Raw genomic sequence first — 26175 nt, forward strand, 5'->3', positions numbered from 1 at the left:
ACTCGATTCCTGCTTGCGCCAATACCTGTTGAAGGGGTGATGGAGGGGATTCTCCCCCTCCATTTCAAGGGCAAGGACAACGCTACTTCTGGCAAATTTCCCGGTCGTAAACGCCACCATTGACAACCAAAATTTGTCGTTTCTTCTTTGAAATCATATCAGTCATTATCTTCGAGTCATCAAGAAAGATACCACCAAAGGTTCCAGGTCGTGCATTCTTCCCGGCGATTATAATCAGATCCCCAATATTCAATGCAGCAACTTTATCGTTATTGTAATTCGTATCTTCAAATATGAACTTCAGGCCTTCATCTGAACCGGGAATACCCAATGTTACTACAGGATTTTTTCTGAAAGTAACAGTACCGATACCAGTTATTTTTCCTGTTACCATTAACTGACATTTTTTGAAGTCATTTGTTGCCCTGAATTCATGTTGTTCAAACCGCGCATAAACTTCCCCTGTTGTATACATTCGCGGAAGTATATCGATTATCGATGGTTTGGATGGTTGCTCAGGTTGTTGCTGAGTTACGGTATCAGCATTTACCTTGGCCTTCACTTCGGGGGTTTTAGGCTGATATGGGGGGGGCGTCAGCCCGTAAAGGAGATTGATGCCGTAGGCTATTGCGACGGTTATGACTGCTATTTTAATATAACGTTCATAGGGTGATTTCATTTCGTTCTTCCATAACTTCTATCTTAACAATACGCTCTCCATTACGATATATTTTCAGCTTGTCAGGCGGGGACTTCACTGCATTACGGATTTCGTTCATTGTATCTTTCGATAACATATCACAGCCTTCCATATACATAACCCTACGGGTATCGGTATCTGGTATGTTAGTGAAACTGCTACTGACCCATAAATCGGGTATTTCAATTCCATGTATCAGCTTCATATACACAACGATGAACGCATCTGTCAGGTGAAACCGTCCAACTGTGTATTTTCCGGTATAGGTATTACCAGAAGACGATGCTACCCAATCGTTTTTTAAAACCAAAGTCAGTGCATTATTTTCCATATTCAGACTCCAGTTCACGAATGCGATTGTTCGTCATGTCGGTAAGACATTTCTGTTCATTATTGCAGCCGGATTTGTGCTTTATCCATTCTCTTTGAGAAGGAAGCAATCGTTTTCGGGTTTCAGGGCTAAGGCTTTTCCAGACCGAATTAAGTTTCTCATCGCTTGCTTTATAACTGTGTGTATCGACGTTTGAGGTTACTGCATTGTTTTTGGGAGCTTCGCTACCGCTGCTATAGAAAACGGGTGCACGTACTCCCTGAGCGTAGTCTTTAGCTGCTTTTTCCCCCACGGCTTGCCCATTCGCAGTCAATACCTTTCCGAACTCTGTAGTGTCGAAACTGTAATTGCGGATCTCGCCATTGAAGTCCAGCTTCACGTTAACGGTTGTTGACTTCGAAATGGCAGTCAAGAAATCACCAGCTTCGGACCCGAAGGAACAAGCGACTTCTTTAGAATCACTGACATTAGGGCGTAACCCGTGCATCGTGAATCTGCCGTTATCAGTTGTAGCAGTGATATCTACCAGCGGAACGATTGATGATGATTGCTTTGTCATCGCGAAGCATATTCCCTTCAGATTTACATCCCTGTCCATCCCGAGAAACATCAGTGCGTTTTTGTCGCTGCTGGCGACACCCATTGATTTTGCCTCTGGCAAGAAATACACGGTACTGGAGGCGGTGGTTAAACCTGAAACGAAAACAACACCTGACGCCATGATTTTTAACGTTTTAATAAGAATTGTCATTCTGGATACCTTCTTTCTTTCGCACTCCATCGTGGGCAGAGTATTCATTCCGTGAGTCTTGTTTACGAGAAACACTAACCGAAGAATCATGATCTTACATTGATCTATGAAATCTATCAATATCGTATAATTGATCTGTAAAAACGATCGATTAACATGGGGAGAAGAGGGGGAAGATGCGAAGGGTATTGTTTTTAAAGGGTTTTAAAATGGTTCATATGCTTGGTGTTAACGTCGGGCGGCGGGCAGCGGTTAGTCTTGAATACTGCGATTGAAAGACATAACAATCTACTTTGTGCGGGGTTTCCGGCAACCATAGAGGTGTTTCGATAAGGAGCGGTGCAATAAGTACAGTTCGTAGACAGAATGAATACGATGTAATTTTGAACCCTTGCTCTACAACGCTCTGTATCAAGTTTTACGGGGGTTTTATATTGAACGATGCCTGAAGTCTGCTTTAATCGCTCTGACAAGATACAGAGCGATTCATGGCTATATAGCGATGGATTACGCTAACATTTCTGTGGGGCAATTTTACAATGGCACTAACACTTACCTTTATTCCGTCAGTTCATCGATCAGTGTTCGGGGATGATCTAGTCGTTTTTTCGCTTCCGTCATGAACTTGTCTCGGTTGATCAATATGTCAATATGGTCATGCAGTATCAAACCTTCAGATTCAAGAATTTGAATATCGTTGATAGTCTGCGCTTCAACATAAATCTTACCCTTCTTCCAGCCTGAGTTGTTTTCGATAACGATACGCTGTTTATGCTGATCGCGGTATGTGATGGTAAACAAGTTGTGTTTCTTATCTATTCTGGAGCAATCTACGCGCATAATAACGGTCTTAATGTTTACTCTTATTTTTGTGCGTAAAGGGTTAAGTGCGTCATCAATGTCAAACTTCCTGAACTTGTCCCAACCTTCAGTGTTCATTTGCACGATTGATTCATCGTATAGTCTTTTTTCCACTATCAGACTTTGTTTTTCTTGTTCTAGTTGATCAATTTGCGAAGTGAGGCTATTAATGATCTCAGGGCTTTTAGCTGAACCTATAGCCAATACATAGTTCTCAATTTGCGATTGTATGTCCGCTATTTTCCCTTCTAAACCAGATGGTTGATATTTCGTCTGTAAGAATATTCTATCGGCTATTAGTTGTAAAATCGTCCTTTCAAGGGTGCTTGCCCTGAATCCCCACTTATTACAATCTTGATGTAAATCTCTGGATGCACATTGGTAACGGTAAGCATGTGGATGGTTTTTAAGGGTTGATTTAGCCTTAACCATGTAACATGAGCAGTGCGCACAGTGCAAAATACCAATACCGGAAAGTAATGGTATTTCTGGATTACTCTCGCGATTCGGGGCAAATCCTTTGTTTCCAACTTGGAGCTTTAACGCTTCATATTCATCTTTGCTGATGATCGCAGGGTAATAATCATCCAGAACGTATTCTGCATTGTTTACAGTGATTACTTTTCGTCCATAAATGGCAGGTTCAAGGATTCTGGAACAATGCTGCATATTCCATATACCTTTTGATTTTTTGTTGCCAATAACCGGTCCATCGTAGTTGTTTTTCAGATGTTGAAGGATCATCCGATTTGACCAACCGTCTTGTTTTAACTGGATAATTTTTTTTGCTATGGGGAACAGGACTGGATGCGGATTGACATATCCAGTACTTGAATCTGTCCACCATTTATCCGAGCCTAACTCTTTAATTGCGACTACAGGATCACCTGGTTTCCGTTCCTGGTGACGTCTGATCTTGGACAGAGCACTTGCAATGGTGCGGTGTGATTTGGTTGAACTTTCTTCGTTTGCACGGCTGAACAACATCACGCTAAACATCAGTTGCTGCAATGTCTCGGTGTTTACTTCAGTCTGTCTGTAAACCTGTTTATCAATCCCGGTAATTACCGTGATGCCATTAAGTAATAAGCTGGTGAAAAGGTTAACCGCTTGCATGGCGTTCTGGCGTGAGAAGCGATCAAGGGATTCAATCAAGAGGAAAGACCCCTTTGGGATCAAACCGGATTCAACTTGGTCTATGAAATCCGATAAAGCTCCTTCCTGAACGTTTTTACCCTTGTACGCGGATACCCCTAAATCTTGGTATTCCTCGAAAATCTCCAGATCGTACTCAGTAGCAATCTGTTTTGCCATTTCAGCAATGTAGCTCTTCTGACGCTCAATCGAACTACCTTTACCTTGTCGTTCGCTGGAGTAACGGATATATGAATATAAGCGTGGACGATTCATGGTATTGAATTTCACTGGAAGTACTGTATTTCTTAAGATTGTAACATGTGCAGACATTGGTCATCACCTCCTTGGTAATCCATTGGGGCGACAGGTATAGCTGTTTTTACGCCTCAATTCTTAATGAGGTGTATTTTACTTTAGTGTTACCGATGGTGACGCCTAACACCGCCATCACGGTGAAACCAAGACCGGTCAGCAGGGCGTGGATTACATACAAAACAGGGGCAACGAACAGGAATAAGAACTCGAGTGGTTCGGTTGTACCGCCGATCACGCAGGCAATGAGACCAGAAATTAACAACCCTTTAATTTTATGACGATTTTCAGGGCGAGCACAGTGGTACATAGCGAGCGCTGCCCCCGGCAAACCACCGAGGAACGCCGGCATTTTACCCTGCGACAGGAAGCGGGTTGCGCTTTCAGAGAAACCTTGTGTCGTTGGGCAGCTCAGTTGAGCCTGGAAAATAGTCAGTGCGCCGCTCACGCTGTGACCGCAGACTTCCTGCGTGCCGCCAGCTTCGGTGAAGCGAATGAGTGCCACCAGAATATGATGCAGACCAAACGGCAGCAGCAGACGTTCACCGGTACCAAACAGCATTGGACCAAATTCGCCCGCGCTGTTGATGATGTGGCCGAGCCCGTTAATGCCCATGGCGAAAACCGGCCAAACCAGGGGAATGACCAGGCCGACCAGTCCCATCACCACCGAAGAGATAATTGGTACAAAGCGGGTACCGCCGAAGAAGGCCAGTGCATCCGGCAGGCGAATGTTGTGGAAACGTTCATGCAGCATCCAGACGATGATCCCGGCAATAACAGCGCCGAGGATCCCGGTGTCGATCGACTGGATCCCCAGGATATTCTGTACGTTGTTAGCCTTCAGGATCGTGGCATCCGTGGTAGGCAAGATACCTTTCGCGGTTAACCAGAAGTTGACGGCAAGGTTCATCACCGCATAACCAACAAAACCGGCAAATGCCGCTACGCCTTTGTTCTCGCGGGCCAGGCCGAGAGGTATGGCAATACAGAACATCACCGGTAAGAAGCTAAACGCAAATGAGCCTACTTTGCTCATCCAGGTAAAAATAGCCTGCAGTACCGGATTACCCAATGCCGGAATCAGCGTTAAGACATCATGACTACTTAACGAGCTGCCGATCCCTAACATGATCCCGCAGAATGAGAGCAGAGCCACGGGCAGCATAAAGGTTTTGCCCAACTGCTGGAAAAATTCCCATAACGTAATTTTTGGTGTGGTTCTCGTCGTCATCAAACGACTCCTCGTAAAAGCTAGCTGACTAATGATGGCGAGAAGATAAAACGTTTTACCTAATTTTAGTGCGGTATAAATCACATTATCGAACGATAATAGGGCGTATAAATATAAGTGATTGATAAAACGTTTTATCCGTCACGTTATCAGGGAGTTTTCCGTTTTTATGGCTATAGCCAAAAAAATAACCATCCATGATGTTGCGCTGGCCGCGGGCGTTTCGGTTAGTACCGTCTCATTGGTGCTCAGTGGAAAAGGCCGTATTTCATCCGCGACCGGCGAACGGGTGAATGCCGCTATTGAGCAACTGGGGTTTGTGCGTAATCGCCAGGCATCAGCGCTGCGTGGCGGCCAGAGCGGGGTAATTGGTTTGATCGTGCGCGACCTTTCCACCCCGTTTTACGCCGAGTTGACAGCGGGTCTGACGGAAGCATTAGAAGCGCAGGGGCGCATGGTTTTTTTATTACATGGTGGCAGAGATGGCGAACAGCTGGCGCAGCGTTTCGCTATGCTGCTTAATCAAGGGGTTGATGGTGTGGTGATCGCCGGGGCAGCCGGCAGTAGCGACGACCTTCAACAACTGGCCGCCGATAAGGGGATTCCGGTAGTGTTTGCGTCTCGGGCCAGCTACCTGGATGACGTTGACACCGTCAGGCCTGACAACATGCAGGCAGCGCAATTGCTGGTTGAACATCTGATAAGCCATGGGCATCAGCGCATCGCGTGGTTGGGGGGGCAGAGTTCTTCATTGACCCGTGCAGAGCGTGTCGGCGGCTATTGTACGACGTTGCTAAAGTATGGTTTACCGTTTCATAGCGACTGGGTGCTGGAGTGCTCATCCAGCCAAAAGCAGGCCGCAGAGGAGGTGACCGCGCTGTTACGTCGTAACCCAACGATCAGCGCAGTGGTGTGCTACAACGAAATCATAGCCGTTGGCGCCTGGTTTGGCCTGATGAGAGCAGGGCGTCAGAGTGGTGAAATTGGCGTAGATCGCTACTTCGAACAGCAGATCTCGTTAGCTGGATTTGCCGATGTAGCGGAAAATGCACTGGACGATATCCCCATTATTTGGGCCTGTACGCCCGCGCGTGAAATGGGATATACCCTTGCTGAGCGCATGCTACAGCGCATTGGGCACGATGATGGTCATTCACGTAACTTAACGCTTTCCGCCCGTCTGGTGGTGGCAAAATAAAAAAGGCCCGATAAACACACGGTTATCGGGCCTGTTGTCACGCGTATTTACTGTTGCGGAATAGCCGGGGCATCCGGTTCGCCGAGAGAAGGCATACCGAACATGCCAACAAACTCATCCAGCGGCATTTTTTGTCCGTTTAACGTAACCTGGCCGTTTGCGTATTGCAGGCTGGAGCCGATGACGTTGTCCTGCATCGTTGTAATCCGGAACATCTGACCCATTGCCGCCAGGCCATTCACCTGTTGCTTCGCCAGATCGGCCGCTTGCTCCTGCTGATAGCCTTCAATTTTGGCAATCTGCGTCATGAACTCAGTCGCCATATCAACCGGAATCGTCAGCTTAGCATCCAGTGATTTGACCGAACGATCCACTTCCTGAGCCAGCGTTTGTGGTTCCTCAGTATTTGCTGTCGGATCTTTTAGCAGCAGTGACAGATTAAATGCAGTTTCACCTTTTGCATTTTTCCAGCTCAGCGGGGCAATGGTGATAACCGGCTCGCCTTTCATCAGAATCGGCAGCGCATTGAAGAAGGCTTCAGTGACTTTTTGCTGATAAAGCTCAGGATTTTGTACCACATCAATCTGCGCCATCAGCGCCTTGGTTTGGGCGCTATATTGCTGACTGAACTGGTGTAATGCTTCACCGTCAATCTGGCCAACTTTCAGCGTCAGTTTACCGCTACCCATATCCTGACCCTGCAATTTCAGACTGTTCAGCGTGTAATCCAACTGGCTGTTGACAGTTTTACCGTCGTTGATCAGATCGGATTTACCATCAATACCCATGCCTTCCAGAACCGCCAACTCTTTACCTTCGACGGAAATCGACAGTTTATCGAGTGACAATTTCTGGTCGCCTATGCGCTCACCAAAGCTGGCAATACTGCTGGAACCCTCAGTTTTCAGGTTATTGAAAGTCATTTGTACTTTCTGGTCATACTCGTTGACCGCATTGACCACGCCGCTTTGCGCATTGCCTGTCAGCGAGACAGCGTTACCTTCTTTGTCTGCTGTAAACTGGAATTCCCCGCCGCTGAAGGCTACTTTTTCGTCGCCTTTCTCATAGTTCAGTGGTTTGAGGGAGAGAGCGGAACGGGTATCGCCGCTGTAGCCGATTCGGGAATTAATGACAAATGGCGACTCACCTTTGGCAATATCAAACAGTGGTTTGGTAACGTCGTTATTGACCAGAGTCGTTTTCACGGAGGCCATAGCCGGGACCAGATTCAGTGATTTCAACTGAGCCAGCGGGAATGGACCGTGATCGACGGTTTCATTCAGGACGATACTTTGCCCCGGTTTTAGCCAGGAATCTGCCTGCCCGGCGATTGGTTTCACCACCAATTGCAGTTGGCTATTGAACACCCCGCGCTGGTAGTTTTGATAACTCAGTTCAATGCCCGCCTCAGGGGAGAAACGTTTTAACTGATCGTTTGCCTGTGTCACCATCTCGGCGAGATGCGTTTCAAGTTTCTTACCTGTGTACCAGGCGCCGCCCGTCCAGACGATACCCAGCGCAACCACCACACCCGCAGCTACCAGCGATTTTTTCATTTCGATATCCATAAAATAAAACCAGGCGTTTGAAGACGCCTGGAGGAGTGACATGTCTTTAACACACTACAGCTTAGCAAGAGTTGTTAAAAATATCAGTATCTTGCTATAGCTTGTTATAAACCCGGGCTAAACGACCTGCGCCACTGATGTTAACCGGCGATTCATTCGCGCCAATAAAGGCCGATTCACCCGGTCGCAGAACCAGACGTTGCTCGCCTTTGCTCAGCACGGCTTCACCCTCTATGCAGAACAAAATAGCCGCACTTTGCTGGCTGATATCTGCGCCACTGGTAGTAAGCTCATGCAGGGAGAACGCAAAATCATCAACCGGGATTGGGAAGTCCAGTTCACCATCAGATTCAACCGGCGTGGTCAGTAACTGGTTTGCTGGCTTGGCGACAAACTTCACGTTGGCGACCAGTTCCGGGATATCAATATATTTTGGCGTCAGTCCGGCACGCAGCACGTTGTCCGAGTTAGCCATCACCTCAAGCGCCACACCTTGCAGGTAAGCGTGCGGGGTTTCGGCAAATAAGAACATAGCCTCGCCTGGATTGAGTTTCACCACATTGAGCAGCAGCGGGGAGAAAAGCCCACTGTCGTTCGGGTAGACGTCAGCGATCAGACGGATGGTTTGCCAGGGTTCACCCTGCTGGCTGTTCAGCGCTGATTTCAGGATCGCCAACGCATGGGATTTCTCCTCATCCTGCATATTCAGCAAGCTGGCGAAAAGATAGCTCAGACGTTCCGCACTCGGCTCTTCCAGGAAATGTGCAATAGCCGGATGTGCGGCGGAAACGGGTTGTAACAATGCAACAATGTCAGAGAACTCGCGGAATGCGTTCATCGCCAGGAAAGGCGTCAAAGCAAATACCAGTTCTGGTTTGTGGTTAGGATCTTTGTAGTTGCGCTCGGCGGCATCCATCGGGATCCCCGCAGCGTTTTCTTTGGCAAATCCAATTTCAGAATTGTGCTTGTTAGGATGAACCTGAATCGAAAGCGGTTGAGCAGCACAGAGCACTTTAAACAGGAAGGGCAGTTCACCAAAACGTTGCGCTACGGCATCGCCTAGCAGTGCGGATTTATCGTGCTCGATAACGTCGCGCAGAGCAACCGTCTGACCGTCAGCGCCCAGAACCTGCGAACTGCTTTTCGGATGCGCGCCCATCCACAACTCAGCCATCGGTTGCTGAGTGGGGTTGGCAATGCCATAGAGTTCCGTTAACGCCGTTTTACTTCCCCAGGCGTAGTTCTGCACTGAGTTGATGAGTTTTTGCATTATCAAGCCCTGTTTCAATGTTGAATTTTCTACGGCTATTAAACCAAGAAACCCTGAGGGAAGTAACCTGCACATGTAAAAAGTCGTACTTGTCTCAGTTTTTGTTAAAAAAATGTGTAGGATATGGTGACTCGCTTTTAATACCCTGAGTAATTCCGGTTGCAGAAAGCTCTTCCTTCTACAACCGGATCTGCGGCAGGGAAGCAGGGCAATGGAACATCTGCCCAGAGAATAACCAGACCGAGCAGTAAGTGAGAGCACAATGTCAAACAAACCCTTTCATTATCAGCATCCTTTCCCCCTCAAAAAGGATGATACCGAATACTATCTGCTGACCAGCGACTATGTCTCTGTTGCCGAATTTGAAGGGCAGGAGATTGTTAAAGTTGCACCTCAAGCCTTAACCCTGCTGGCTCGTCAGGCCTTTCATGATGCGTCGTTTATGCTGCGTCCCGCACATCAACAGCAGGTAGCTGATATTCTGCGCGACCCGGAGGCCAGCGAAAACGACAAATATGTGGCCCTGCAATTCCTGCGTAACTCTGACATCGCGGCAAAAGGCATTTTGCCGACCTGTCAGGACACCGGAACTGCGATTATCGTGGGTAAAAAAGGTCAGCGTGTCTGGACCGGTGGGGGCGATGAGGAGGCGCTGGCACGAGGCGTCTATAACACCTACATCGAAGACAACCTGCGCTATTCACAAAACGCAGCGCTGGATATGTATAAAGAGGTGAACACCGGTACCAACCTGCCAGCACAAATCGATTTGTATACCGTCGACGGAGATGAATACAAATTCCTGTGTATTGCCAAAGGTGGTGGTTCGGCGAATAAAACCTATCTGTACCAGGAAACCAAAGCGCTGCTAACACCGGGCAAATTAAAAGATTACCTGGTTGAGAAAATGCGTACGTTGGGCACTGCGGCCTGTCCGCCTTATCACATCGCGTTCGTAATCGGTGGAACATCGGCAGAAGCCACGCTGAAAACGGTCAAACTGGCTTCTGCAAAATACTACGACGAATTGCCGACAGAAGGTAACGAACATGGTCAGGCATTCCGCGATGTAGAGCTGGAAAAAGAGCTGCTGATTGAGGCGCAGAATTTGGGGCTTGGCGCGCAGTTTGGCGGGAAGTACTTCGCGCATGATATCCGCGTGATCCGCCTGCCGCGTCACGGCGCGTCGTGTCCGGTTGGAATGGGCGTTTCTTGCTCAGCCGATCGAAATATCAAAGCCAAGATCAACCGTGAAGGTATCTGGATCGAAAAACTGGAACATCATCCTGGCAAATTTATACCGGAAGAGCTGCGCCAGGCGGGAGAGGGCGAAGCGGTGCGCGTTGACCTCAATCGTCCGATGAAAGAGATTCTGGCTCAGCTTTCCCAGTATCCGGTTTCCACGCGTCTGTCGCTCAACGGTACAATTATCGTTGGCCGTGATATTGCGCATGCGAAACTGAAAGAACGTCTGGATAACGGCGAAAGTTTGCCGCAGTATGTTAAAGATCACCCGATCTATTACGCAGGTCCGGCAAAAACGCCGGAAGGCTATGCCTCTGGTTCGCTGGGGCCAACCACTGCCGGACGTATGGACTCGTATGTTGACCAGCTTCAGGCCGCTGGTGGGAGCATGATTATGCTGGCGAAAGGCAATCGCAGCCAGCAGGTGACCGATGCTTGCCATAAACATGGCGGCTTCTATTTGGGCAGTATTGGCGGCCCCGCCGCGGTGCTGGCTCAGGGCAGTATCAAGAGCCTGGAGTGCGTGGAATACCCGGAACTCGGGATGGAAGCCATCTGGAAAATTGAAGTAGAAGATTTCCCGGCATTTATCCTGGTAGATGACAAAGGCAACGATTTCTTCAAGCAAATTCAGACGTCGCAGTGCGCACGCTGCGTTAAGTAACGTCAGCCGCCCTTCGGGGCGGTTTTTTTTACCGCACGAACCACCAAACGACAGCTTTATCCTCGTTAATACTCATAAGACCAATGCAAATGGGCAATGTCGAAACATAACCTAATCAACTGTTAATGTAAGGAGCAGGTAATGGTAACGGTACGCCGCGAGAATGATTCAATGGGGGCGATTGATGTTCCTGCCGATAAGCTTTGGGGCGCGCAAACCCAACGTTCGCTGGAGCATTTTCGTATCTCTACGGAGAAAATGCCGGTCTCGCTGATCCATGCGCTGGCGCTGACGAAACGCGCCGCGGCAAAGGTTAACCTGGATCTGGGGCTGCTGGCGGAGGATAAAGCCAGGGCTATTATGCAGGCTGCAGATGAGGTGTTGGCAGATAAACACCGCGATGAGTTTCCGCTGGCCATCTGGCAAACCGGCTCAGGCACGCAAAGCAATATGAATATGAACGAGGTGCTGGCAAACCGGGCCAGCGAATTGCTGGGCGGCGTGCGGGGGATGGAGCGAAAAGTACACCCCAACGATGATGTCAATAAAAGCCAAAGCTCGAACGATGTCTTCCCAACCGCAATGCACGTTGCCGCACTGCTGGCGCTGCGTAAATCTTTGATCCCACAATTAAATGTGTTGACAAAAACGCTCAGTGATAAGTCCCACGCTTTCGCCGATATCGTTAAAATTGGTCGTACACATCTGCAAGATGCAACTCCACTTACGCTTGGCCAGGAGATTTCCGGCTGGGTAGCAATGCTTGAACATAACCTCAGACACATTGAAAACAGTTTACCGCATGTGGCAGAACTGGCGTTGGGGGGAACCGCGGTAGGTACCGGACTGAACACTCATCCCGAATACGCCCGCCGGGTCGCGGATGAACTGCGGGTCATTACCTGCGCGCCGTTCGTTACCGCTCCGAATAAATTTGAAGCGCTGGCCACCTGCGATGCCCTGGTTCATGCCCACGGAGCGCTAAAAGGGCTGGCAGCGTCGCTGATGAAAATCGCCAACGATGTACGCTGGCTGGCATCTGGCCCGCGCTGTGGTATTGGCGAAATTTCAATTCCGGAAAACGAACCGGGCAGCTCGATCATGCCGGGTAAAGTCAATCCTACCCAGTGTGAAGCGCTGACCATGTTGTGCTGCCAGGTGATGGGTAACGATGTCGCCATCAATATGGGCGGGGCGTCAGGTAACTTTGAGCTCAACGTCTATCGACCGATGGTCATCCACAACTTCCTGCAGTCGGTACGCCTGCTGGCGGACGGTATGGAAAGCTTCAATGAACATTGCGCGACGGGAATCGAGCCCAACCGTGAACGAATAGATCAACTGCTCAATGAGTCGCTGATGCTGGTGACCGCGCTCAACACCCATATCGGTTACGATAAAGCGGCTGAAATTGCCAAAAAAGCGCATAAAGAAGGGCTGACGCTAAAAGCCTCCGCTCTGGCGCTGGGATATCTAACCGAAGCGGAGTTCGACAGCTGGGTACGTCCGGAGCTGATGGTTGGCAGCATGCGGCCAGGCAGTTAATCCGCAACGTACAGGTGCAGCCGGGGAATAATCAATCTCAACGGCTGCGCCTGAGGTTTAAAGCGATGCTGAACGTTATCGGCATCGTAATTCAGTAACTCGCCGATATCCGGTACGGTCATACCGTTGTCGTCATTAAGCAGTGCAATTAGTGGCGTCGGGCAGGCATATTGCACCTGTTTTTGCTCTCCTTTGTACCAGACTCGGGCAATAGGCTGCACTTTTACCGGCCTTTTAATTTTCAGGCGGGCCTGCTGCGGTAAGTCGGCGATATCCTGATATTCGTGTTCAAGCTTCGCCTGCCATTCTTCACGTGTCCAGGGATGTACGCTGCGCGGTGAGGTCAGGCTTTTTTCCAGTTGCTGCAGTACTTCATCACGTTTCAGGTTTTTAATAATGTGCTTGTTAGCCCAGCCGAATCGCAGGGTGGCAGGATCTCTGACAACGGTGAGCGTGCGATAGGCATTCAGTGTAATCAGCCCCGGCAGGTGGCGATGCACCCATTCGAAACGTGCTGCCGGCGCCAGCCCTGACTCTACTGTAACAATGCGCTCGAAGGTGGTTTTCAACTGGTTTATACGCTGGATTTGTTCTTCCAGAGCACATTGCGCCGCATTATCAACCTGGTAGCACAATACACCCGGCAGGCGGACGGCCGCTTTGCTGCTGCGGTTTTCGGACTGCTGCTGAATAAACAGGTGACGGTAATGGCGCAGTGCCAGCGCTTCAGCCTCTTTGCCTAAATGCTGCTTAACATCAATGCTCTGCAGAGGGGCATGCTCTGCCTCTTTGACCACTTCCGGTAACGAGAATACGCGGGCAATCAGCAGCGTCTGCTGCAACAGGTTTTCGTTCAGAAGCGCCAGTTCTTGTTCCATCTGGCGAAAGGTGCCGTTCAGGCGGTCAACGAGATCGTAACGGGCCATAGATTTACCATTTTAGTTACAACATACTTTTTTATAGCACAACATCTACCGCCTGGCCACCGAGCAGAATAGGTCAGGCAGCCGAAATTTCAGGAATGTTATGCCAGACGGGCCAACAGAAAGTAAACCGGGCGCCGCCAAGTTCACTTTCATCACAGACGACCGTCCCTCCCATAGCCAACGCTATTGAGTGGACGATGGCTAACCCAAGCCCACAACCCCCGGTCGCCCGGTCACGGCTGGGGTCAAGGCGTACAAACGGTTCAAAAACCTGTTCGCGAGCGTCTGGTGCAATACCGGGACCGTCGTCTTCCACTACCAGCGTGGCTTGATTGCCGTTCAGCAGCAGACTGGCTTGCACCGTTGACTGGCAATAGCGCAGGGCATTATTCAGCAAATTATCCAGGACCCGCTCCATCAGGCGCATATCCAACGCGCCGTAGTCGCCAGTTTCGAGATGACGTAATTGCACCGCACGGTCAGGATTTACGCTTTGCACATCCTCCAGATGGGTTGTCAACCAAGCAGGCAGGTCCGGTACGCTGAGTTTCAGTTCATTTTGCGGGCGATCCAGGCGGGCGTAGGTCAGTAACTCTTCGATCAACGCTTCCAGTTGGCCGATATCACGATTCAGCGCCTGAGATTCCTGCTCGGTGAGGTTATCACTCATTTCCAGCCGGTAACGTAAACGTACCAGCGGGGTACGAAGCTCATGGGCAATACCATCGATGAGCTGTTTTTTACTGGCGATCAGCGCATTGATATTGTCGGCCATTTGGTTAAACGCTACGCCCAGGCGCTCAAAGCTGGAACCGCTGTCAAAATGAAGGCGTTCACTCAGATGTCCTTCACCAAAACGTTGTGCGGCGGATTCGAGTCTGAGCATTTCCTGCCAGTGCGGGCGCATCCAGATCAGTACCGGGAAGGCCAGTGAGATAGCAATAAACGCCATCAGCGCGATGTCCAGCAAGCGCATTTGATGGAGAAAATAGAGGTAGGGAACCGGACCGACGGCCAGCACATAATGGCTGCGAGGAATGCGTTGAATGAAGGTGTATTGATCGTCAAGTGCCACAATATCGCCTTCGCGCAAACGCTGCATGGTTGGGGCATCCAGTGTGTACTTATTCAGCGGTTCAACGCGCAGGTCAAATGAAAGGTTTAAATCCATCTCCTTCAGCGTCTTACCCCAGTCGCGTGGCGGGATTTCGCGTAGTTCACTGCGCATCAGGTACAACGAGCTTTTCATCAAATCGTCGAGCGACTGTCTGCCTGCGCGTTCTGCGGTGAATTTGTATACCAGACCGACCAACAGGGTCATCACCAAAAAGCAGACAAACAGCAGGAGGTAAAACTGCACAAACAGTTTCTTCATAAAAAATCACCGAACGCTCAATAAGTTAGCGAGTGCACGTGTCCCACAGGGGAAAAGTGAGCACAGCGGTATCCGCCGATGCGTGGGTTCAGAAAGGTTCTCCGATCACCATCCGGCGTGCTTGTCCACGCAGAGTACACTGTATATCTCTTTTCTGCATTCTTATGGCTCCTACGGGCGCGGAATGACCTTTCGCTGGATCACGCATTGCTTTCTACGCTGTAAGTTAATCAAAATCGGGATGGGGTTGTTCTGGCGTATGTCACGACCGCACCTAAAAGGTTACTTCGTTTCTCAACGTAGATGGTGTTGTTATATTCGTAGTTACCTTCGGGATAGCAAATTCTTATGTTAGTCCCGAGATCCGGATCGTCAACATCAGCCCCCGAACAGCTTTTAGAACTTCCTGTAGCATAGACGTATGTTGCGGTATAGGACGAGGGGACACCTGGAATGAACCAGGTTATCGCCATAACCATGATCACTGAAAACAGCACCATGGCAATGCTGATGCCACCAAATAATTTCAGATAGGTTTGGAAGGGACTTTTTTTCATTATCCCATTACCTACCAGAAATAAGGTAATTAACAATGACACTGCCAGAGAAATAAGCATGAGGTATTTGGATGTGAGCGGGTAGAGAAATGTCGCTCTGTAAATCGTTACCTTCCACCAGTAAAAGAGAAATATTGCGCCGAGAGATGAGACGGTAACAAAAAACAAATATGGATATGAGTATTTTCTCATCCTTGTGACTCCAGAACAATTTCTCCATTTGGGTTTAATAAATTACCATTTGTTTTGAATAATGAAAACGGCTCTCTTGTTTGAATTGTTAGGTACGCCGCAGACCAGAGAATTTGCGCTATCTTTGGGGATATAGGCATAATAATAAAAGGGATATTCTCACCCGTGGCAGGGATGACTGACCTTGCGTATAATGCGTGCCGATACTTCCTGAAAAGTGCTGTGACTGAAAATATGAATCTCAATCGCTGTTGTTATTCGCTACTCATTTTCGCAGCGGTCGGCTGCATTTTCACCGCTTATCCTCTTGTTATATGGTTTCTACTCGCCAACGTTCTGACGCTGCTGTTATACGGCGTGGACAAAATGGCGGCACGCAAGGACTGGCGCAGAGTGCCGGAATCCACATTGCTGGTGTTTGGCGTTGTGGGCGGATGGGGCGGCGCGATAGCGGGTCAACAAATCTTTCGCCATAAAACACAAAAGCAGCCTTTCAAAACCTACTTTATTATCAGTGTGATAGTCAGTATTTCTGTGATGGGCGTGATTTATAAGTTCTATCCATTTTTACTTTCCTGAGCATGGTTGGTGAATAAACTGCCGGTTTTTTTGAGGCAGGAAATATATTTTTCACCTGAACGGCGCACAATTTCATCGGCATTTTACGTAATATCTTTACCTTCAAATGCGCCGTAAAGTTGCTTAAATTTCACTGTTCTCAGGCGTTGGATGATGTCGCTGACGGTGGCGGCTGGCAACGGTAGCATATTGGGGTAGCTCCACATAAATGAGACTGCATGGGCACCTGGTGTAACTTGAACGATGTCGCCAGAAAGCACCACGCCTTCGTCACGCGCCCAGTGCAGGACGCAGCCGCCAGCAAAGTGCCCGCCGAGACGTATCATCGTGACGTCACGGGTTAACTCAATGGTGTCGCCATCCCAGAATCTAATCCACGGGCTGTCACGCATTACCCACCTTCTGTCGCTGGCATGAAGGTAAATCGGCGCGTTAAATTCCGCAGCCCAGTCCTGCATGGTGGTGTAGTAATGAGGATGCGAAATCGCGATAGCCTTAAGGCCGCCAAGGGACGTTATTAGCGTTTTTGTGGCATCGTCGAGCGTGGCAATGCAGTCCCACAGAATATTTCCTTCTGGGGTACGCACAAGAAACGCGCGCTGATCAATTGCAAAATCAGGAACGGTGCGGATGCTGAGGAGGGTACTGTCGTGTTGCTTCCACTTATTTGTATGCGATGCACACAGGGTGTCAAAATCGATCCATTTCTGCCCGCTTGTGGGGACATATTGACGTTCATCCAGGCAGATACCGCAATGTTCCGGATGGGCGCCAGTTACCTCATAGGATGTTCCACAGGTTTTGCATAACGTGATCATCGTGTCCTCCTCATATACCGAACACAGTCAGCATGGCACACAGATACACAAGGATGTGCCTGTTAGTGCTCTACCCGATAAGTCAGTGATGATGGAAGTGGGGGTTGTGGCTCAACCAAAAGAAAACAGGAATAATGCCGACACGGATCTTTTTGATTACCATCTTCCAGAGCAAAATGAGGATATTGTTTGGAAAATCGTCTGTTCAACACCTGGCTCAACCGTTGGGGGCTCACTCCAGATGGTGAACCGTTTGAAACGCACACATCGCAGCTTTTGCCTGTGGTGGTGGTCAAGGACGGGCAGAAAGCCATACTAAAGATCACCGATGATGACAGTGAACGGATCGGCTGTGAACTCATGGTCTGGTGGAACGGAAATGGCGCAGCGAAAGTACTTGCTCATGCAGCAGGGGCGATTCTGCTGGAACGTGCGACAGGGACAGGGTCTTTAGCGGACATGTCCTGGACTGGCAACGATGCGCAGGCCTGTCGCATTATTTGCCATGCTGCCAGTAGACTCCATCTCTCCCGAAATGCGTCTACGCCTGCGTTAACGCCTCTGCACCATTGGTTTCGCGATCTGGCTCCTGCCGCGAAAAAGCATGGCGGTATCCTGACGCGTTGTGCTGCGGTGGCAAACGTACTGCTATCTTCACCCCATGATGCAGTCGTATTACATGGCGATCTACACCACGGCAATATTCTTGATTTCGGAACGAGAGGATGGCTGGCTATCGATCCCAAAGGGCTGGTGGGCGAGCGCGGCTTTGATTATGCCAATATCTTTACTAACCCCGATCTTGCCGAACCTACCAGACCTGTCGCCATTGAGCCTGAAAGATTCACGCAACGAGTCAACATTGTGTCTGAAATCGCCAGAATTGAACGGCAGCGTTTACTGATGTGGATTGTTGCCTGGTGTGGGTTGTCGTCCGTCTGGTTTCTGCAAGAGGGTGACAGCGCAACGGTACCTCTGCGTATTGCGGAGCTAGCGATGGCAGAACTTGCTTCAGGTGGTAATCAATTTTGATCTACGACACTGGGTTAGTAATTCTTAAGAGTTATCATTAGCCTGGTAAACGTTGTATTAATCAATTAATGAACGGCGGTGTGGTGTGTTGTTGAGCGAAAATTTGACAGGCCGGAAACAATGAACGCATTGTTTTCATTATTAAAAAAACGCCCGAATATTCTTTTGTTGATGGTCTTACTCATCGGGGCAAACATCGTAGCGTGGCTGTGGGCTTTCACCGCGTTTAGCAACAATACTTCCTTATTGGCACTGAGTCTGATTGCGTGGTGCTATGGTTTGCGCCATGCCGTTGATGCCGATCATATCGCCGCGATAGACAGCGCGACGCGTAAACTCATGCAGCAGAAAAAACGTGCCCTGACAACGGGGGCCTGGTTTTCTCTGGGACACTCTACCATTGTGGTGCTAGCCAGCATTGGCATTGCGCTAACTACCAGCGTGTTTAAGCAACATATGGCATGGTTTCAGAATGTCGGTGGTCTGATAGGAACTACGGTTTCTGCCGTATTTTTGCTGATTCTGGCTACCATCAATCTCATTATTTTCTGCCAGGTTTGGAAGGCATTCCGCCATCTTAAACGCACCGGTACTTACGATGGCACCACGGAAGACATTACAGTTTCAGGCCCTCTGAACTGGCTTTTCCGCTCAGCGTTTCGGCTGGTAGGTAAAGACTGGCATATGTATTTTGTCGGCTTTCTGTTTGGTCTGGGTTTTGATACCGCCACTGAAATTTCTCTGCTGGGAATTTCTGCTTCAAGCGCGTCCAGCGGCATGTCGATTTGGTCAATTCTCGTGTTCCCGGCGCTGTTTACCTGCGGTATGGCGTTAATTGATTGTCTCGACAGTATTCTGATGGTTGAGGCCTACGGATGGGCGTTCAATAAGCCGCAACGTAAGCTCTATTACAATATGACCATTACCGGGACTTCCGTGATTGTTGCGCTATTTATTGGCGGGCTGGAGGCGCTGGGACTTCTCTCTGACGCGTTTTCGCTTCAGGGGGGTTTGTGGGATACCGTCAGCAATTTGAGTGACCATATGGGGAATGTCGGTTTTGCGATTATTGGCGTCTTTATCGGCTGCTGGATTATCTCCGCCGTAAACTACCGTTGGAAAAAATACGACGGACTGACGTTTAGTTAGCTATCAATGTGACAGTGTAACGCCAGGTAATTAAGAGGGCCGATCAAAGTGACCGGCCCAGTTGGATTACTTCTGCGGCGCGTCGTCCCAGGCGTGCGGTGCGAACAGATAACCTTTGTTGCGTACCGTTTTGATTCGATAGGGTTCAGTCGCGTTATCGAGCAGTTTTTTGCGTAAGCGGGAAATCGCGACATCGACGCTGCGATCCATGCCGTCATAACTTACGCCACGCAAGTTTTTTAGCAACGCATCACGGTCCATAATCTGCCCGGCATGGGTTGCCAACTCCCACAGTAATTCAAAATCAGCGGTGGAAAGAGAGATTTGCTCGCCGCCGAGCAGCACGGAGCGGTTGGTGGGATCGATAGTGAGTGTGCCAAAGCGCAGCGTTGTGTGCGGTGTGATGGTTGCCGCTTGAATGCCTTTAGACTGTGCGGAGTGTTCATTCTGGCGCAGGTGCAGGCGCAGGCGAGCCAGCAGCACAGCTGGCGGCGTTGTCTTCAGGATATAGTCACAGGCGCCCATTTCCAGCGCCAGGATATGGTTCATGTCGCTGTCCAGCGAGGTGAGCAGAACAATCGGGCCTTGCCAGCGTCCGCGTAAATCGCGGCAGATAGTCATCCCGTCTTTGCCCGGCAGCATGATATCTAATAACACCAGATCGGGTTGAACGTGCAGGATTTTCTCCTCGGCCAAATCACCACGAGGTTCAAGGATAACCTCAATATCATGCCGGGCCAGATAGGCTGCAATCAGTGAGCCAACTTCGGGATCATCTTCAACAAATACGATGGTGTTCATATCATTCATTTTGAATATAAAACGCCAACATACACCGCCCCGGTTTTTCCTTCCATTAATCTTTTCTAAACAAGAACGCTTCCGTTATGCTAGAGGCTGATGTTATTGATGTGTTAAGGCAGAGTGATGGGACTCGTTATAAAAGCGGCGCTCGGTGCGCTGGTGGTGGTGTTGATAGGTTTGCTGGCGAAAACAAAGAATTACTATATTGCTGGATTAATTCCACTGTTCCCGACGTTTGCGTTGATTGCCCACTACATCGTGGCCAGTGAGCGTGGGATCGAGGCGTTACGTACAACCATTGTATTCAGTATGTGGTCGATTATTCCCTATTTTGTCTACCTTGTTTCACTGTGGTATTTCACCGGGTTTATGCGCTTACCTATCGCGCTCGGCGGTGCAGTAGTGTGCTGGAGCCTGAGCGCGTGGTTGCTGATCTTTTGTTGGATCAAACTGCACTAACGCAGATGGCGCCCACCATCAAGGGCAAAACTACGTCCGGTGACAAAACAACTGGTTAGTAGGTAGTCAATTAAATCAATGACCTCTTTTTCACCAGGCGCGGTTTTCATCAGTGATTTGTTTAGTGCCTGCTGGCGATACTCTGCATCGTCACCCTCGTTAAACAGGATAAGTGAGGGGGCAATCGCGTTCACTTTCACTTCCGGTGCCAGTTTGCGCGCGAACGAACGGGTCATATTATCCAGCGCCGCTTTGCTGGCAGCATAAGCAATGTGTTTGTCGCTGCCACGCTCCACAACATAATCCGTAAAATGGATGATGTCGCTGGCTGCGTGCCCATGACCGCGTAGCAATCCTTCCAGTGCGTGGTTGAGCAGGTATGGCGTATTGACGTGGATCTGCATCATACGTGACAGTACTTCGCTAAGCGGTGTGCCGGGTTTTTCGGCGACCCAGGCGCTGGCATTGTGCACAATGGCGCGCAAGCCATCCGTCTGCGCTTTGACCTCATCAGCAAAGGCCAGTACGCCTTCATCCGTGGAAAAGTCAGCCGGGATACAAATCGCGCCCGCTTCTCGCAGGCCGTCAATGGCAGGATAGTGAGTTCGGTAGCTGACGATAACTGGCTGTTTTTGGTTCAGAAAGTGCCATGCGACGGCGAGGCCGATACGACGACCACCTCCGGTGATAAGAATTGGCAAAGGAGGTTTTTTACCCATTGTTATACTCAGGCTCCGTTAAAAACAGCATCTTACAAGAGAAAGGGTGTAAGTGGTGTAGTGATCAGTACAAACTCATGTGTACACAGTAGCACACAGGAATAAAGTTGTTGGGTTTGTTACAGCATATTGATTTAGCGGCGAGCACATTTTAGTCGGGCTATAGTCGAAGGAGTAATAGAGAGAGGGGGATTAACGTAATAGAATGATTAGTCACTAAAAAAGGGAACCAGAAAACAGGCTCCCCATTGTAGCTACGTTTTCCTAAGCTCTCTCAGTTTATCCATTATTTTATTGAATTCTTCTGTGAACTTTCTGTGATCTCTTTCTTCTGCTTCTTGCATAATACGAGCGGCTTCAAGCCTTCTTGCTTCAATCAATCTTTGTTCTCGTTCTTTAATCTGAATCTTCAATCTCTGTTCAAATTCTGATATGTCGATAGAAGCAACAATCACCGGATTCTCTAAGAGTTGGTAGAGTGGGGAAAATAAATCTGAATACTGATCTACAGCGTCTTCTGGCGGTGGTGAACGATAGAAGGTTAAACCTTTTCTCCATCGTGATAGTTGTGCATAGTTCAGCTTAGGTTTCTTGCCTGTGCCTTCATACGCCTCTTTCACAGCATCTAACACAGCGGCAGGTTTTACGTCCTTGCTTATCTTTAACGCTTCTTTCATTCGGCGTTCTTGTGGCTGTGTGCTGTCTCCGAGTAAGATCAGATTTACGTTCTTCATTGTCTACCCTTAAATGATTAAGGGAGCATGATAATACACACAGCCTCTTGTGTTCAATCTGATGGCTTCCAATTAGGAAAGATAGCTATCATCATCTCTATTGCTTTCTGTTTTGCCCGTGTTGCAGCCTTCTCTGTAAAAGCTTTTAGTTCAGCTTGTGATTCTTCTTCGATACGTTCGACGATACCCGCAAAAATGGCTTTCTGATTGTCCTCAGAAGCGATAGAAGCAATAACCTGATTTTGTTGTTGTGACGCTCTCAGTTCCGCTGTGAGACGGGCAACTTCTTCCTTTAGCTTTTCTTCTGTGCTCTTACTGGGGGACTGCTGAAATCGTGCGGGAATTTCTCCGAGATCATCGGCGAAAAACTTGTTTAACCATCGTTCCTGTAAACGGCAACCCGCAGATGCATTTAACCATTTGAGGAAAAAGCGGAGATTTACATGACCTTCTTTTACAGCAAGGCGTAGCTTTTCTAATTCAATACTACGCTGAACAGAGACACCTGCTTCATTGTTTAGCTTCTTGAATGGTTCAAGATCAATAAGTTTTAGAAAATCTGCTGCTGTTAAAACTGACATAATTATTTCCTCTAAAAAGGCTGGATTGCTCCAGCCTCATTTAGTTTAGATATTCCAATACAAGATGACACTATCACCGAGTTTATCGTTATACACGGTAGTCGCTGGTGTGGCTGGGGTAATCGTTGATGCTGGAACAACGTGAACCACGACAGGAGGATTCACAGGCGTCGCAGGAGTCAGAGGAGTTACGGGTACAACGTGTACGACAACTGGAGTTGGTTGTGGTTGTGGCGGAGTGATATCGGTGATTGTTTTCACTTCACCCGTTTTCAGATTTTCTGCCTTCTCTGCATAGTGACTAGGGCCATATGCCCCAACAGTTGCTATGCCAAGTGAGTTGACTGAAGTTTCGATTGCATAACCATCTTCTTTAGCTACGCCCTTAGAGAAACCATACCCAACAGTCTCATTTCCAACATAACCACGAAGGTGAGTGATTGTGAGATCACCTTCTTTCACCATAACATTATGAGTACGCATGGTTGGTGCAATTACTGTTGATGCTACACGAGTCAGGTCAGCGTTTTTGAGCGCGTGGGTAGTTTTCACTGCGTTGGATACATCGTTGTATGCAGTGACTGTACCAATAGCTTCATCACCTTCTTTAGTGCCGTGAATCGACAGGCCGCCAACGCCTTCAACATAGCTATGGTCGGAGAAATGCGTTACATCACCGTTCGTCACGTCAACGGTGTGGGAACGCATTTCAGGCGAAACAACAGTTGATGCTGTTTTGGTCACACCATCACGAGTAACTGTTGAGGTACGAACCACACCTGTTTCTTGACTGATTGTGGTTGTCGCAGAATATTGTTCATTAACACCGTTATAGGCAATGTTTTTAGTGACGACACCATCTTTCACACTGATGGAACGTGTCGTGTTGTCAGCGATGGGGTGATCGCTCATATTGATGGAGCCTTTAGAGAATCCTGTGAAGCCACCACCTGCATTCATGCGCTCCGCAAAGTGACCACCAAACGAATGACCACTAAAAGCATGACCAATGTTACCACCATGGCCATGGCCACCAAAATTGTGACCGCCCATACCTCCATGGCCACCGTGACCATGAGCAAAAGCAGACATTGGAAGAACTATTAATACTGCAACCACTGATTTCTTAAACATTTTAATACTCCATTTAGGATTAATAGGGGGTGTCATCATTAATTCTTTATTTATCATTTTGTTTGTCCTTCAATGACTAAATACTGCCGACTACATAATTAATCGATGCAGTAACAGCTATTAATAAACCTTTTTTATTTCCGACATAATTGACGAGGGGAGTGTAGCTGGTGGGACCAGCGCACGGGTTGCATTATCATCAAACACAAATACCAACACAACCGCATGATAAACCCAACACAAGATAAAGCACAAATAGTTAATTGTGTGATGATTAATTGTTCTTTTGTTTATCCATGTATTATGATGTATGTGTGTTCGTTAATTGTTTCTTTTTTTATCTTTTATCAATATGAAAAGTGAACAAAGAATTGAGAAGGTTATGATGTGTTTCTGTATGTTATGTTGTGATTCATAAGAAGATAAAGTAGGTGATCGTGACTGACTGTTGCGCCGTAAAGCAGTTTGCGATTGTGAAGTGTAGAAAGAATAACTCGAACTCAATAGGGGGATCACACCTCGTGATGAGTCATCATCTGGAGAGCCGTGATAAGCGCTTCACACGCAGCAACAAATAGTGTGGGGGGCAAGCATGAAGGGAGAGCGAGAGCGATTATTTTCGATTAATCAGCGTTAACCATGATATCCCGATAGTCCTTTATCAGGATATTCATAGTCTGATATTTTCCGAAGCCAGCGATGGGTATAACGTTAGCCTATCAGCATCCAGGTAGCTGGCACAGCAGCAACAAGCAACAGGCCGATCAGCGCCATCTCCTGGCGTTTTAATACGTTTTCATGCGTGTGCGTTTTACGGGCATAAAGGAAAACCAACAGCCCTGGCGCATACAACACTACAGACAGCAGCAGATGCATCGGACCTGACGCATACAATAACCAGATGCCATAAATACTCGCGCCGATACCGACAGCCTTATGAATCGGACGGGTGGCAATTTTTAACAGAAATGCGCCGACCAGCAAATAGGGCACCAGAATCATCTCTGAGGCGATTGTCAGTAACGTATTGTAGTCGGAGCCTGTGAGCCAGATTAGCACAAGGCAGATTTGTACACAGATGTTGGTTAGCCACAGCGATGCCGATGGCGCACCCTGTGCATTCTGTCGCGCAAAAATACGCGGAAACGCTTTGTGCGTGGAGGCGAGGAACGGCACTTCCGCCGCCATAATCGTCCAGCTTAAATAGGCACCGCACACGGAAACAATCAGACCCGCGGCAATAATAATTTCGCCCCATGGCCCCATCATTTTAACCATCAGACCGGCCATTGATGGATTGCGGATCTCTGCCAGTTCTGGCCGCGCGACAACGCCGAGAGATAGCAGGGTGACTAACAGGTAAACGCCCAGTGCGGCGAGTACAGCTAACAGCGTGGCGCGACCAACATCGCGTTTATTTCTGGCGCGGGCAGATACCACCACCGCGCCTTCCACACCAATGAAAACCCACAGGGTGATGAGCATGGTGTTTTTGACCTGCTCCCAGACAGGCACGCCCAACGCGACGCCGGTAAAATCGAGAGTAAAGGTGTCGAGCTTAAACAGCATGAACGCCAGCACGATAAAGAGGCCTAGCGGCAATAGTTTTGCCAGAGTAGCGGCCAGGTTAATGCTGGCCGCGGTTTGTACTCCCCGCAACACCAGAAAATGGACTATCCATAACAGTACCGATGCGCCGACAATCGACTGCCAGGTATTACCGTCGCCGAACAGACGTAATTCCGGTGTGTCGGTAAAGAAACTGAGCGCAGAGAAGACGATAACCAGATACGAAACGTTAGCGATAACAGCGCACAGCCAGTATCCCCACGCAGAGCAGAAGCCAATCAACTCGCCGAAACCTTCACGTGCATAGGTGAAGATACCGCCGTCCAGTTCAGGACGGATACGCGTCAGGATCAGCATGGCAAAGGCGAGCAAAAGAATACCCGCACCGGTAATCGCCCAACCAATCAGTAATGCAGCCGGGCTGGCTACTGCCGCCATATTTTGTGGCAGACTGAAAACGCCAGCGCCGAGCATTGAGCTTAAAACCAGCGCGGTCAGTGCGCTCAGACCCAATTTCTTTTCCATTTGTATCCAGTTACAAAAACGAGAGTGAGAGAATAATTATTTTGGCAAACCGCATAAAAATGGTGAAAGCCACTAAGGCGCGGGATTTTACGGAGAGAAGAGAACGCATGCAATGGGGATAGAGAGATTTGTGACTAATAGTGTGAAAAGTTGTCTTAATACTGCTGTTTTTGTTTAGTCTGGAAACAGAACTGCACGAAATTATC

23 protein-coding genes and 1 pseudogene are annotated in these 26175 nt (G+C 48.7%); 7 read left to right on the forward strand and 17 right to left on the reverse strand.

The window, feature by feature from the left end; translation table 11 throughout:
* Positions 1-82: 82 nt before the first annotated feature.
* From C2U43_RS11585 to malX, 5 genes and pseudogenes are all read right to left on the reverse strand, one after another.
* On the reverse strand, positions 83-679 hold the full coding sequence (locus C2U43_RS11585) for a hypothetical protein (RefSeq protein WP_016537359.1): 597 nt from the start codon (positions 677-679) through the stop codon (positions 83-85).
* On the reverse strand, positions 663-1031 hold the full coding sequence (locus C2U43_RS11590; RefSeq protein ID WP_023280004.1) for a hypothetical protein: 369 nt from the start codon (positions 1029-1031) through the stop codon (positions 663-665). The genes C2U43_RS11585 and C2U43_RS11590 overlap by 17 nt, the downstream gene beginning before the upstream one ends.
* Complete coding sequence (locus C2U43_RS11595; protein WP_023280005.1) at positions 1021-1782, reverse strand: lysozyme inhibitor LprI family protein; 762 nt, start codon at positions 1780-1782, stop codon at positions 1021-1023. The genes C2U43_RS11590 and C2U43_RS11595 overlap by 11 nt, the downstream gene beginning before the upstream one ends.
* Before the next feature lie 558 nt (positions 1783-2340).
* Positions 2341-4110 (reverse strand): recombinase family protein, encoded by a 1770-nt coding sequence (locus C2U43_RS11605; RefSeq protein ID WP_103285156.1) that lies wholly within the window; start codon positions 4108-4110, stop codon positions 2341-2343.
* 85 nt (positions 4111-4195) lie between these two features.
* A pseudogene (malX, locus tag C2U43_RS11610) lies at positions 4196-5326 on the reverse strand (PTS maltose transporter subunit IICB); the annotation flags it as partial.
* A 169-nt stretch (positions 5327-5495) separates the two neighbouring features.
* Between malX and C2U43_RS11615 the strand changes: the two are divergent.
* The gene (locus tag C2U43_RS11615) at positions 5496-6524 is read left to right on the forward strand and encodes a Mal regulon transcriptional regulator MalI (RefSeq protein ID WP_103285158.1); all 1029 of its coding nucleotides are present in this window, start codon (positions 5496-5498) and stop codon (positions 6522-6524) included.
* 47 nt (positions 6525-6571) lie between these two features.
* Here the strand turns inward: C2U43_RS11615 and C2U43_RS11620 are convergent, their stop codons facing one another.
* Positions 6572-8080, reverse strand: a complete 1509-nt coding sequence (locus C2U43_RS11620; RefSeq protein WP_103285985.1) for a YdgA family protein — start codon at positions 8078-8080, stop codon at positions 6572-6574.
* A 106-nt stretch (positions 8081-8186) separates the two neighbouring features.
* Complete coding sequence (gene manA / locus C2U43_RS11625; RefSeq protein WP_103285159.1) at positions 8187-9362, reverse strand: mannose-6-phosphate isomerase; 1176 nt, start codon at positions 9360-9362, stop codon at positions 8187-8189.
* A gap of 262 nt (positions 9363-9624) precedes the next feature.
* Here manA and fumB point away from each other — a divergent pair, with 262 nt between their 5' ends.
* Together fumB and fumC are read left to right on the forward strand one after the other, a co-directional pair.
* On the forward strand, positions 9625-11271 hold the full coding sequence (fumB, locus tag C2U43_RS11630; protein ID WP_103285160.1) for a class I fumarate hydratase: 1647 nt from the start codon (positions 9625-9627) through the stop codon (positions 11269-11271).
* 141 nt (positions 11272-11412) lie between these two features.
* Positions 11413-12816: a class II fumarate hydratase gene (gene fumC, locus C2U43_RS11635; protein WP_103285161.1), complete on the forward strand. Its 1404-nt coding sequence runs from the start codon at positions 11413-11415 to the stop codon at positions 12814-12816.
* Here the strand turns inward: fumC and tus are convergent.
* The 3 genes from tus to C2U43_RS11650 all read right to left on the reverse strand — a co-directional run bounded on the left by tus (position 12813) and on the right by C2U43_RS11650 (position 15866).
* The gene (gene tus, locus C2U43_RS11640) at positions 12813-13742 is read right to left on the reverse strand and encodes a DNA replication terminus site-binding protein (RefSeq protein WP_103285162.1); all 930 of its coding nucleotides are present in this window, start codon (positions 13740-13742) and stop codon (positions 12813-12815) included. The two genes, fumC and tus, sit on opposite strands and share 4 nt — an antisense overlap.
* Before the next feature lie 73 nt (positions 13743-13815).
* Positions 13816-15117: a two-component system sensor histidine kinase RstB gene (gene rstB / locus C2U43_RS11645; protein WP_103285163.1), complete on the reverse strand. Its 1302-nt coding sequence runs from the start codon at positions 15115-15117 to the stop codon at positions 13816-13818.
* Positions 15118-15347: 230 nt separating this feature from the next.
* A complete protein-coding gene (locus tag C2U43_RS11650) occupies positions 15348-15866 on the reverse strand; it encodes a hypothetical protein (protein WP_103014909.1) in 519 nt (172 codons plus the stop codon).
* A gap of 234 nt (positions 15867-16100) precedes the next feature.
* Between C2U43_RS11650 and C2U43_RS11655 the strand changes: the two genes are divergently transcribed.
* Complete coding sequence (locus tag C2U43_RS11655; RefSeq protein WP_103285986.1) at positions 16101-16445, forward strand: DUF1294 domain-containing protein; 345 nt, start codon at positions 16101-16103, stop codon at positions 16443-16445.
* Between the two features lie 83 nt (positions 16446-16528).
* Here C2U43_RS11655 and C2U43_RS11660 read toward each other — a convergent pair whose 3' ends face one another.
* Positions 16529-17263: an MBL fold metallo-hydrolase gene (locus C2U43_RS11660; RefSeq protein ID WP_103285164.1), complete on the reverse strand. Its 735-nt coding sequence runs from the start codon at positions 17261-17263 to the stop codon at positions 16529-16531.
* A gap of 189 nt (positions 17264-17452) precedes the next feature.
* Between C2U43_RS11660 and C2U43_RS11665 the strand changes: the two genes are divergently transcribed.
* Entirely contained in the window at positions 17453-18295 is an 843-nt protein-coding gene (locus tag C2U43_RS11665) for an aminoglycoside phosphotransferase family protein (RefSeq protein WP_103285165.1), read from the forward strand.
* A 120-nt stretch (positions 18296-18415) separates the two neighbouring features.
* Positions 18416-19444: a HoxN/HupN/NixA family nickel/cobalt transporter gene (locus tag C2U43_RS11670; protein WP_032943366.1), complete on the forward strand. Its 1029-nt coding sequence runs from the start codon at positions 18416-18418 to the stop codon at positions 19442-19444.
* A 66-nt stretch (positions 19445-19510) separates the two neighbouring features.
* Here the strand turns inward: C2U43_RS11670 and rstA are convergent, their stop codons facing one another.
* The gene (gene rstA / locus C2U43_RS11675; RefSeq protein ID WP_103285166.1) at positions 19511-20254 is read right to left on the reverse strand and encodes a two-component system response regulator RstA; all 744 of its coding nucleotides are present in this window, start codon (positions 20252-20254) and stop codon (positions 19511-19513) included.
* Between the two features lie 117 nt (positions 20255-20371).
* Here rstA and C2U43_RS11680 point away from each other — a divergent pair, with 117 nt between their 5' ends.
* Positions 20372-20707: a GlpM family protein gene (locus tag C2U43_RS11680; RefSeq protein WP_008784705.1), complete on the forward strand. Its 336-nt coding sequence runs from the start codon at positions 20372-20374 to the stop codon at positions 20705-20707.
* Here the strand turns inward: C2U43_RS11680 and folM are convergent.
* The 5 genes from folM to C2U43_RS11705 form a co-directional block, all read right to left on the reverse strand.
* Positions 20704-21426 carry a dihydromonapterin reductase gene (gene folM, locus C2U43_RS11685; RefSeq protein ID WP_048214244.1) on the reverse strand — a complete coding sequence of 241 codons (723 nt, stop codon included), beginning with the start codon at positions 21424-21426 and terminating at the stop codon, positions 20704-20706. The two genes, C2U43_RS11680 and folM, sit on opposite strands and share 4 nt — an antisense overlap.
* 254 nt (positions 21427-21680) lie before the next feature.
* A complete protein-coding gene (locus tag C2U43_RS11690; RefSeq protein WP_048235422.1) occupies positions 21681-22160 on the reverse strand; it encodes a hypothetical protein in 480 nt (159 codons plus the stop codon).
* Positions 22161-22213: 53 nt separating this feature from the next.
* Positions 22214-22741: a hypothetical protein gene (locus C2U43_RS11695; protein ID WP_103285167.1), complete on the reverse strand. Its 528-nt coding sequence runs from the start codon at positions 22739-22741 to the stop codon at positions 22214-22216.
* A gap of 45 nt (positions 22742-22786) precedes the next feature.
* The gene (locus tag C2U43_RS11700) at positions 22787-23932 is read right to left on the reverse strand and encodes a hypothetical protein (RefSeq protein ID WP_139762104.1); all 1146 of its coding nucleotides are present in this window, start codon (positions 23930-23932) and stop codon (positions 22787-22789) included.
* Between the two features lie 654 nt (positions 23933-24586).
* Positions 24587-25969, reverse strand: a complete 1383-nt coding sequence (locus C2U43_RS11705) for an amino acid permease (protein ID WP_103285168.1) — start codon at positions 25967-25969, stop codon at positions 24587-24589.
* Positions 25970-26175: the final 206 nt, after the last annotated feature.

Source organism: Citrobacter freundii complex sp. CFNIH9 (genome assembly GCF_002903305.1).
GTDB classification, from domain to species: domain Bacteria; phylum Pseudomonadota; class Gammaproteobacteria; order Enterobacterales; family Enterobacteriaceae; genus Citrobacter; species Citrobacter portucalensis.

What these genes read in the sequence shown, in the direction of transcription:
- manA (WP_103285159.1), bottom strand. Translation starts at nt 9,362, where the DNA reads ATGCAAAAACTCATCAACTCAGTGCAGAACTACGCCTGGGGAAGTAAA.
- C2U43_RS11650 (WP_103014909.1), bottom strand. Translation starts at nt 15,866, where the DNA reads ATGAGAAAATACTCATATCCATATTTGTTTTTTGTTACCGTCTCATCT.
- rstA (WP_103285166.1), bottom strand. Translation starts at nt 20,254, where the DNA reads ATGAATGATATGAACACCATCGTATTTGTTGAAGATGATCCCGAAGTT.
- C2U43_RS11705 (WP_103285168.1), bottom strand. Translation starts at nt 25,969, where the DNA reads ATGGAAAAGAAATTGGGTCTGAGCGCACTGACCGCGCTGGTTTTAAGC.
- fumB (WP_103285160.1), top strand. Translation starts at nt 9,625, where the DNA reads ATGTCAAACAAACCCTTTCATTATCAGCATCCTTTCCCCCTCAAAAAG.
- C2U43_RS11585 (WP_016537359.1), bottom strand. Translation starts at nt 679, where the DNA reads ATGAAATCACCCTATGAACGTTATATTAAAATAGCAGTCATAACCGTC.
- C2U43_RS11590 (WP_023280004.1), bottom strand. Translation starts at nt 1,031, where the DNA reads ATGGAAAATAATGCACTGACTTTGGTTTTAAAAAACGATTGGGTAGCA.
- C2U43_RS11670 (WP_032943366.1), top strand. Translation starts at nt 18,416, where the DNA reads ATGAACGCATTGTTTTCATTATTAAAAAAACGCCCGAATATTCTTTTG.
- C2U43_RS11700 (WP_139762104.1), bottom strand. Translation starts at nt 23,932, where the DNA reads ATGATAAATAAAGAATTAATGATGACACCCCCTATTAATCCTAAATGG.
- rstB (WP_103285163.1), bottom strand. Translation starts at nt 15,117, where the DNA reads ATGAAGAAACTGTTTGTGCAGTTTTACCTCCTGCTGTTTGTCTGCTTT.
- C2U43_RS11620 (WP_103285985.1), bottom strand. Translation starts at nt 8,080, where the DNA reads ATGAAAAAATCGCTGGTAGCTGCGGGTGTGGTGGTTGCGCTGGGTATC.
- tus (WP_103285162.1), bottom strand. Translation starts at nt 13,742, where the DNA reads ATGGCCCGTTACGATCTCGTTGACCGCCTGAACGGCACCTTTCGCCAG.
- C2U43_RS11695 (WP_103285167.1), bottom strand. Translation starts at nt 22,741, where the DNA reads ATGTCAGTTTTAACAGCAGCAGATTTTCTAAAACTTATTGATCTTGAA.
- C2U43_RS11605 (WP_103285156.1), bottom strand. Translation starts at nt 4,110, where the DNA reads ATGTCTGCACATGTTACAATCTTAAGAAATACAGTACTTCCAGTGAAA.
- C2U43_RS11655 (WP_103285986.1), top strand. Translation starts at nt 16,101, where the DNA reads ATGAATCTCAATCGCTGTTGTTATTCGCTACTCATTTTCGCAGCGGTC.
- fumC (WP_103285161.1), top strand. Translation starts at nt 11,413, where the DNA reads ATGGTAACGGTACGCCGCGAGAATGATTCAATGGGGGCGATTGATGTT.
- C2U43_RS11690 (WP_048235422.1), bottom strand. Translation starts at nt 22,160, where the DNA reads ATGAAGAACGTAAATCTGATCTTACTCGGAGACAGCACACAGCCACAA.
- C2U43_RS11680 (WP_008784705.1), top strand. Translation starts at nt 20,372, where the DNA reads ATGGGACTCGTTATAAAAGCGGCGCTCGGTGCGCTGGTGGTGGTGTTG.
- folM (WP_048214244.1), bottom strand. Translation starts at nt 21,426, where the DNA reads ATGGGTAAAAAACCTCCTTTGCCAATTCTTATCACCGGAGGTGGTCGT.
- C2U43_RS11615 (WP_103285158.1), top strand. Translation starts at nt 5,496, where the DNA reads ATGGCTATAGCCAAAAAAATAACCATCCATGATGTTGCGCTGGCCGCG.
- C2U43_RS11595 (WP_023280005.1), bottom strand. Translation starts at nt 1,782, where the DNA reads ATGACAATTCTTATTAAAACGTTAAAAATCATGGCGTCAGGTGTTGTT.
- C2U43_RS11660 (WP_103285164.1), bottom strand. Translation starts at nt 17,263, where the DNA reads ATGATCACGTTATGCAAAACCTGTGGAACATCCTATGAGGTAACTGGC.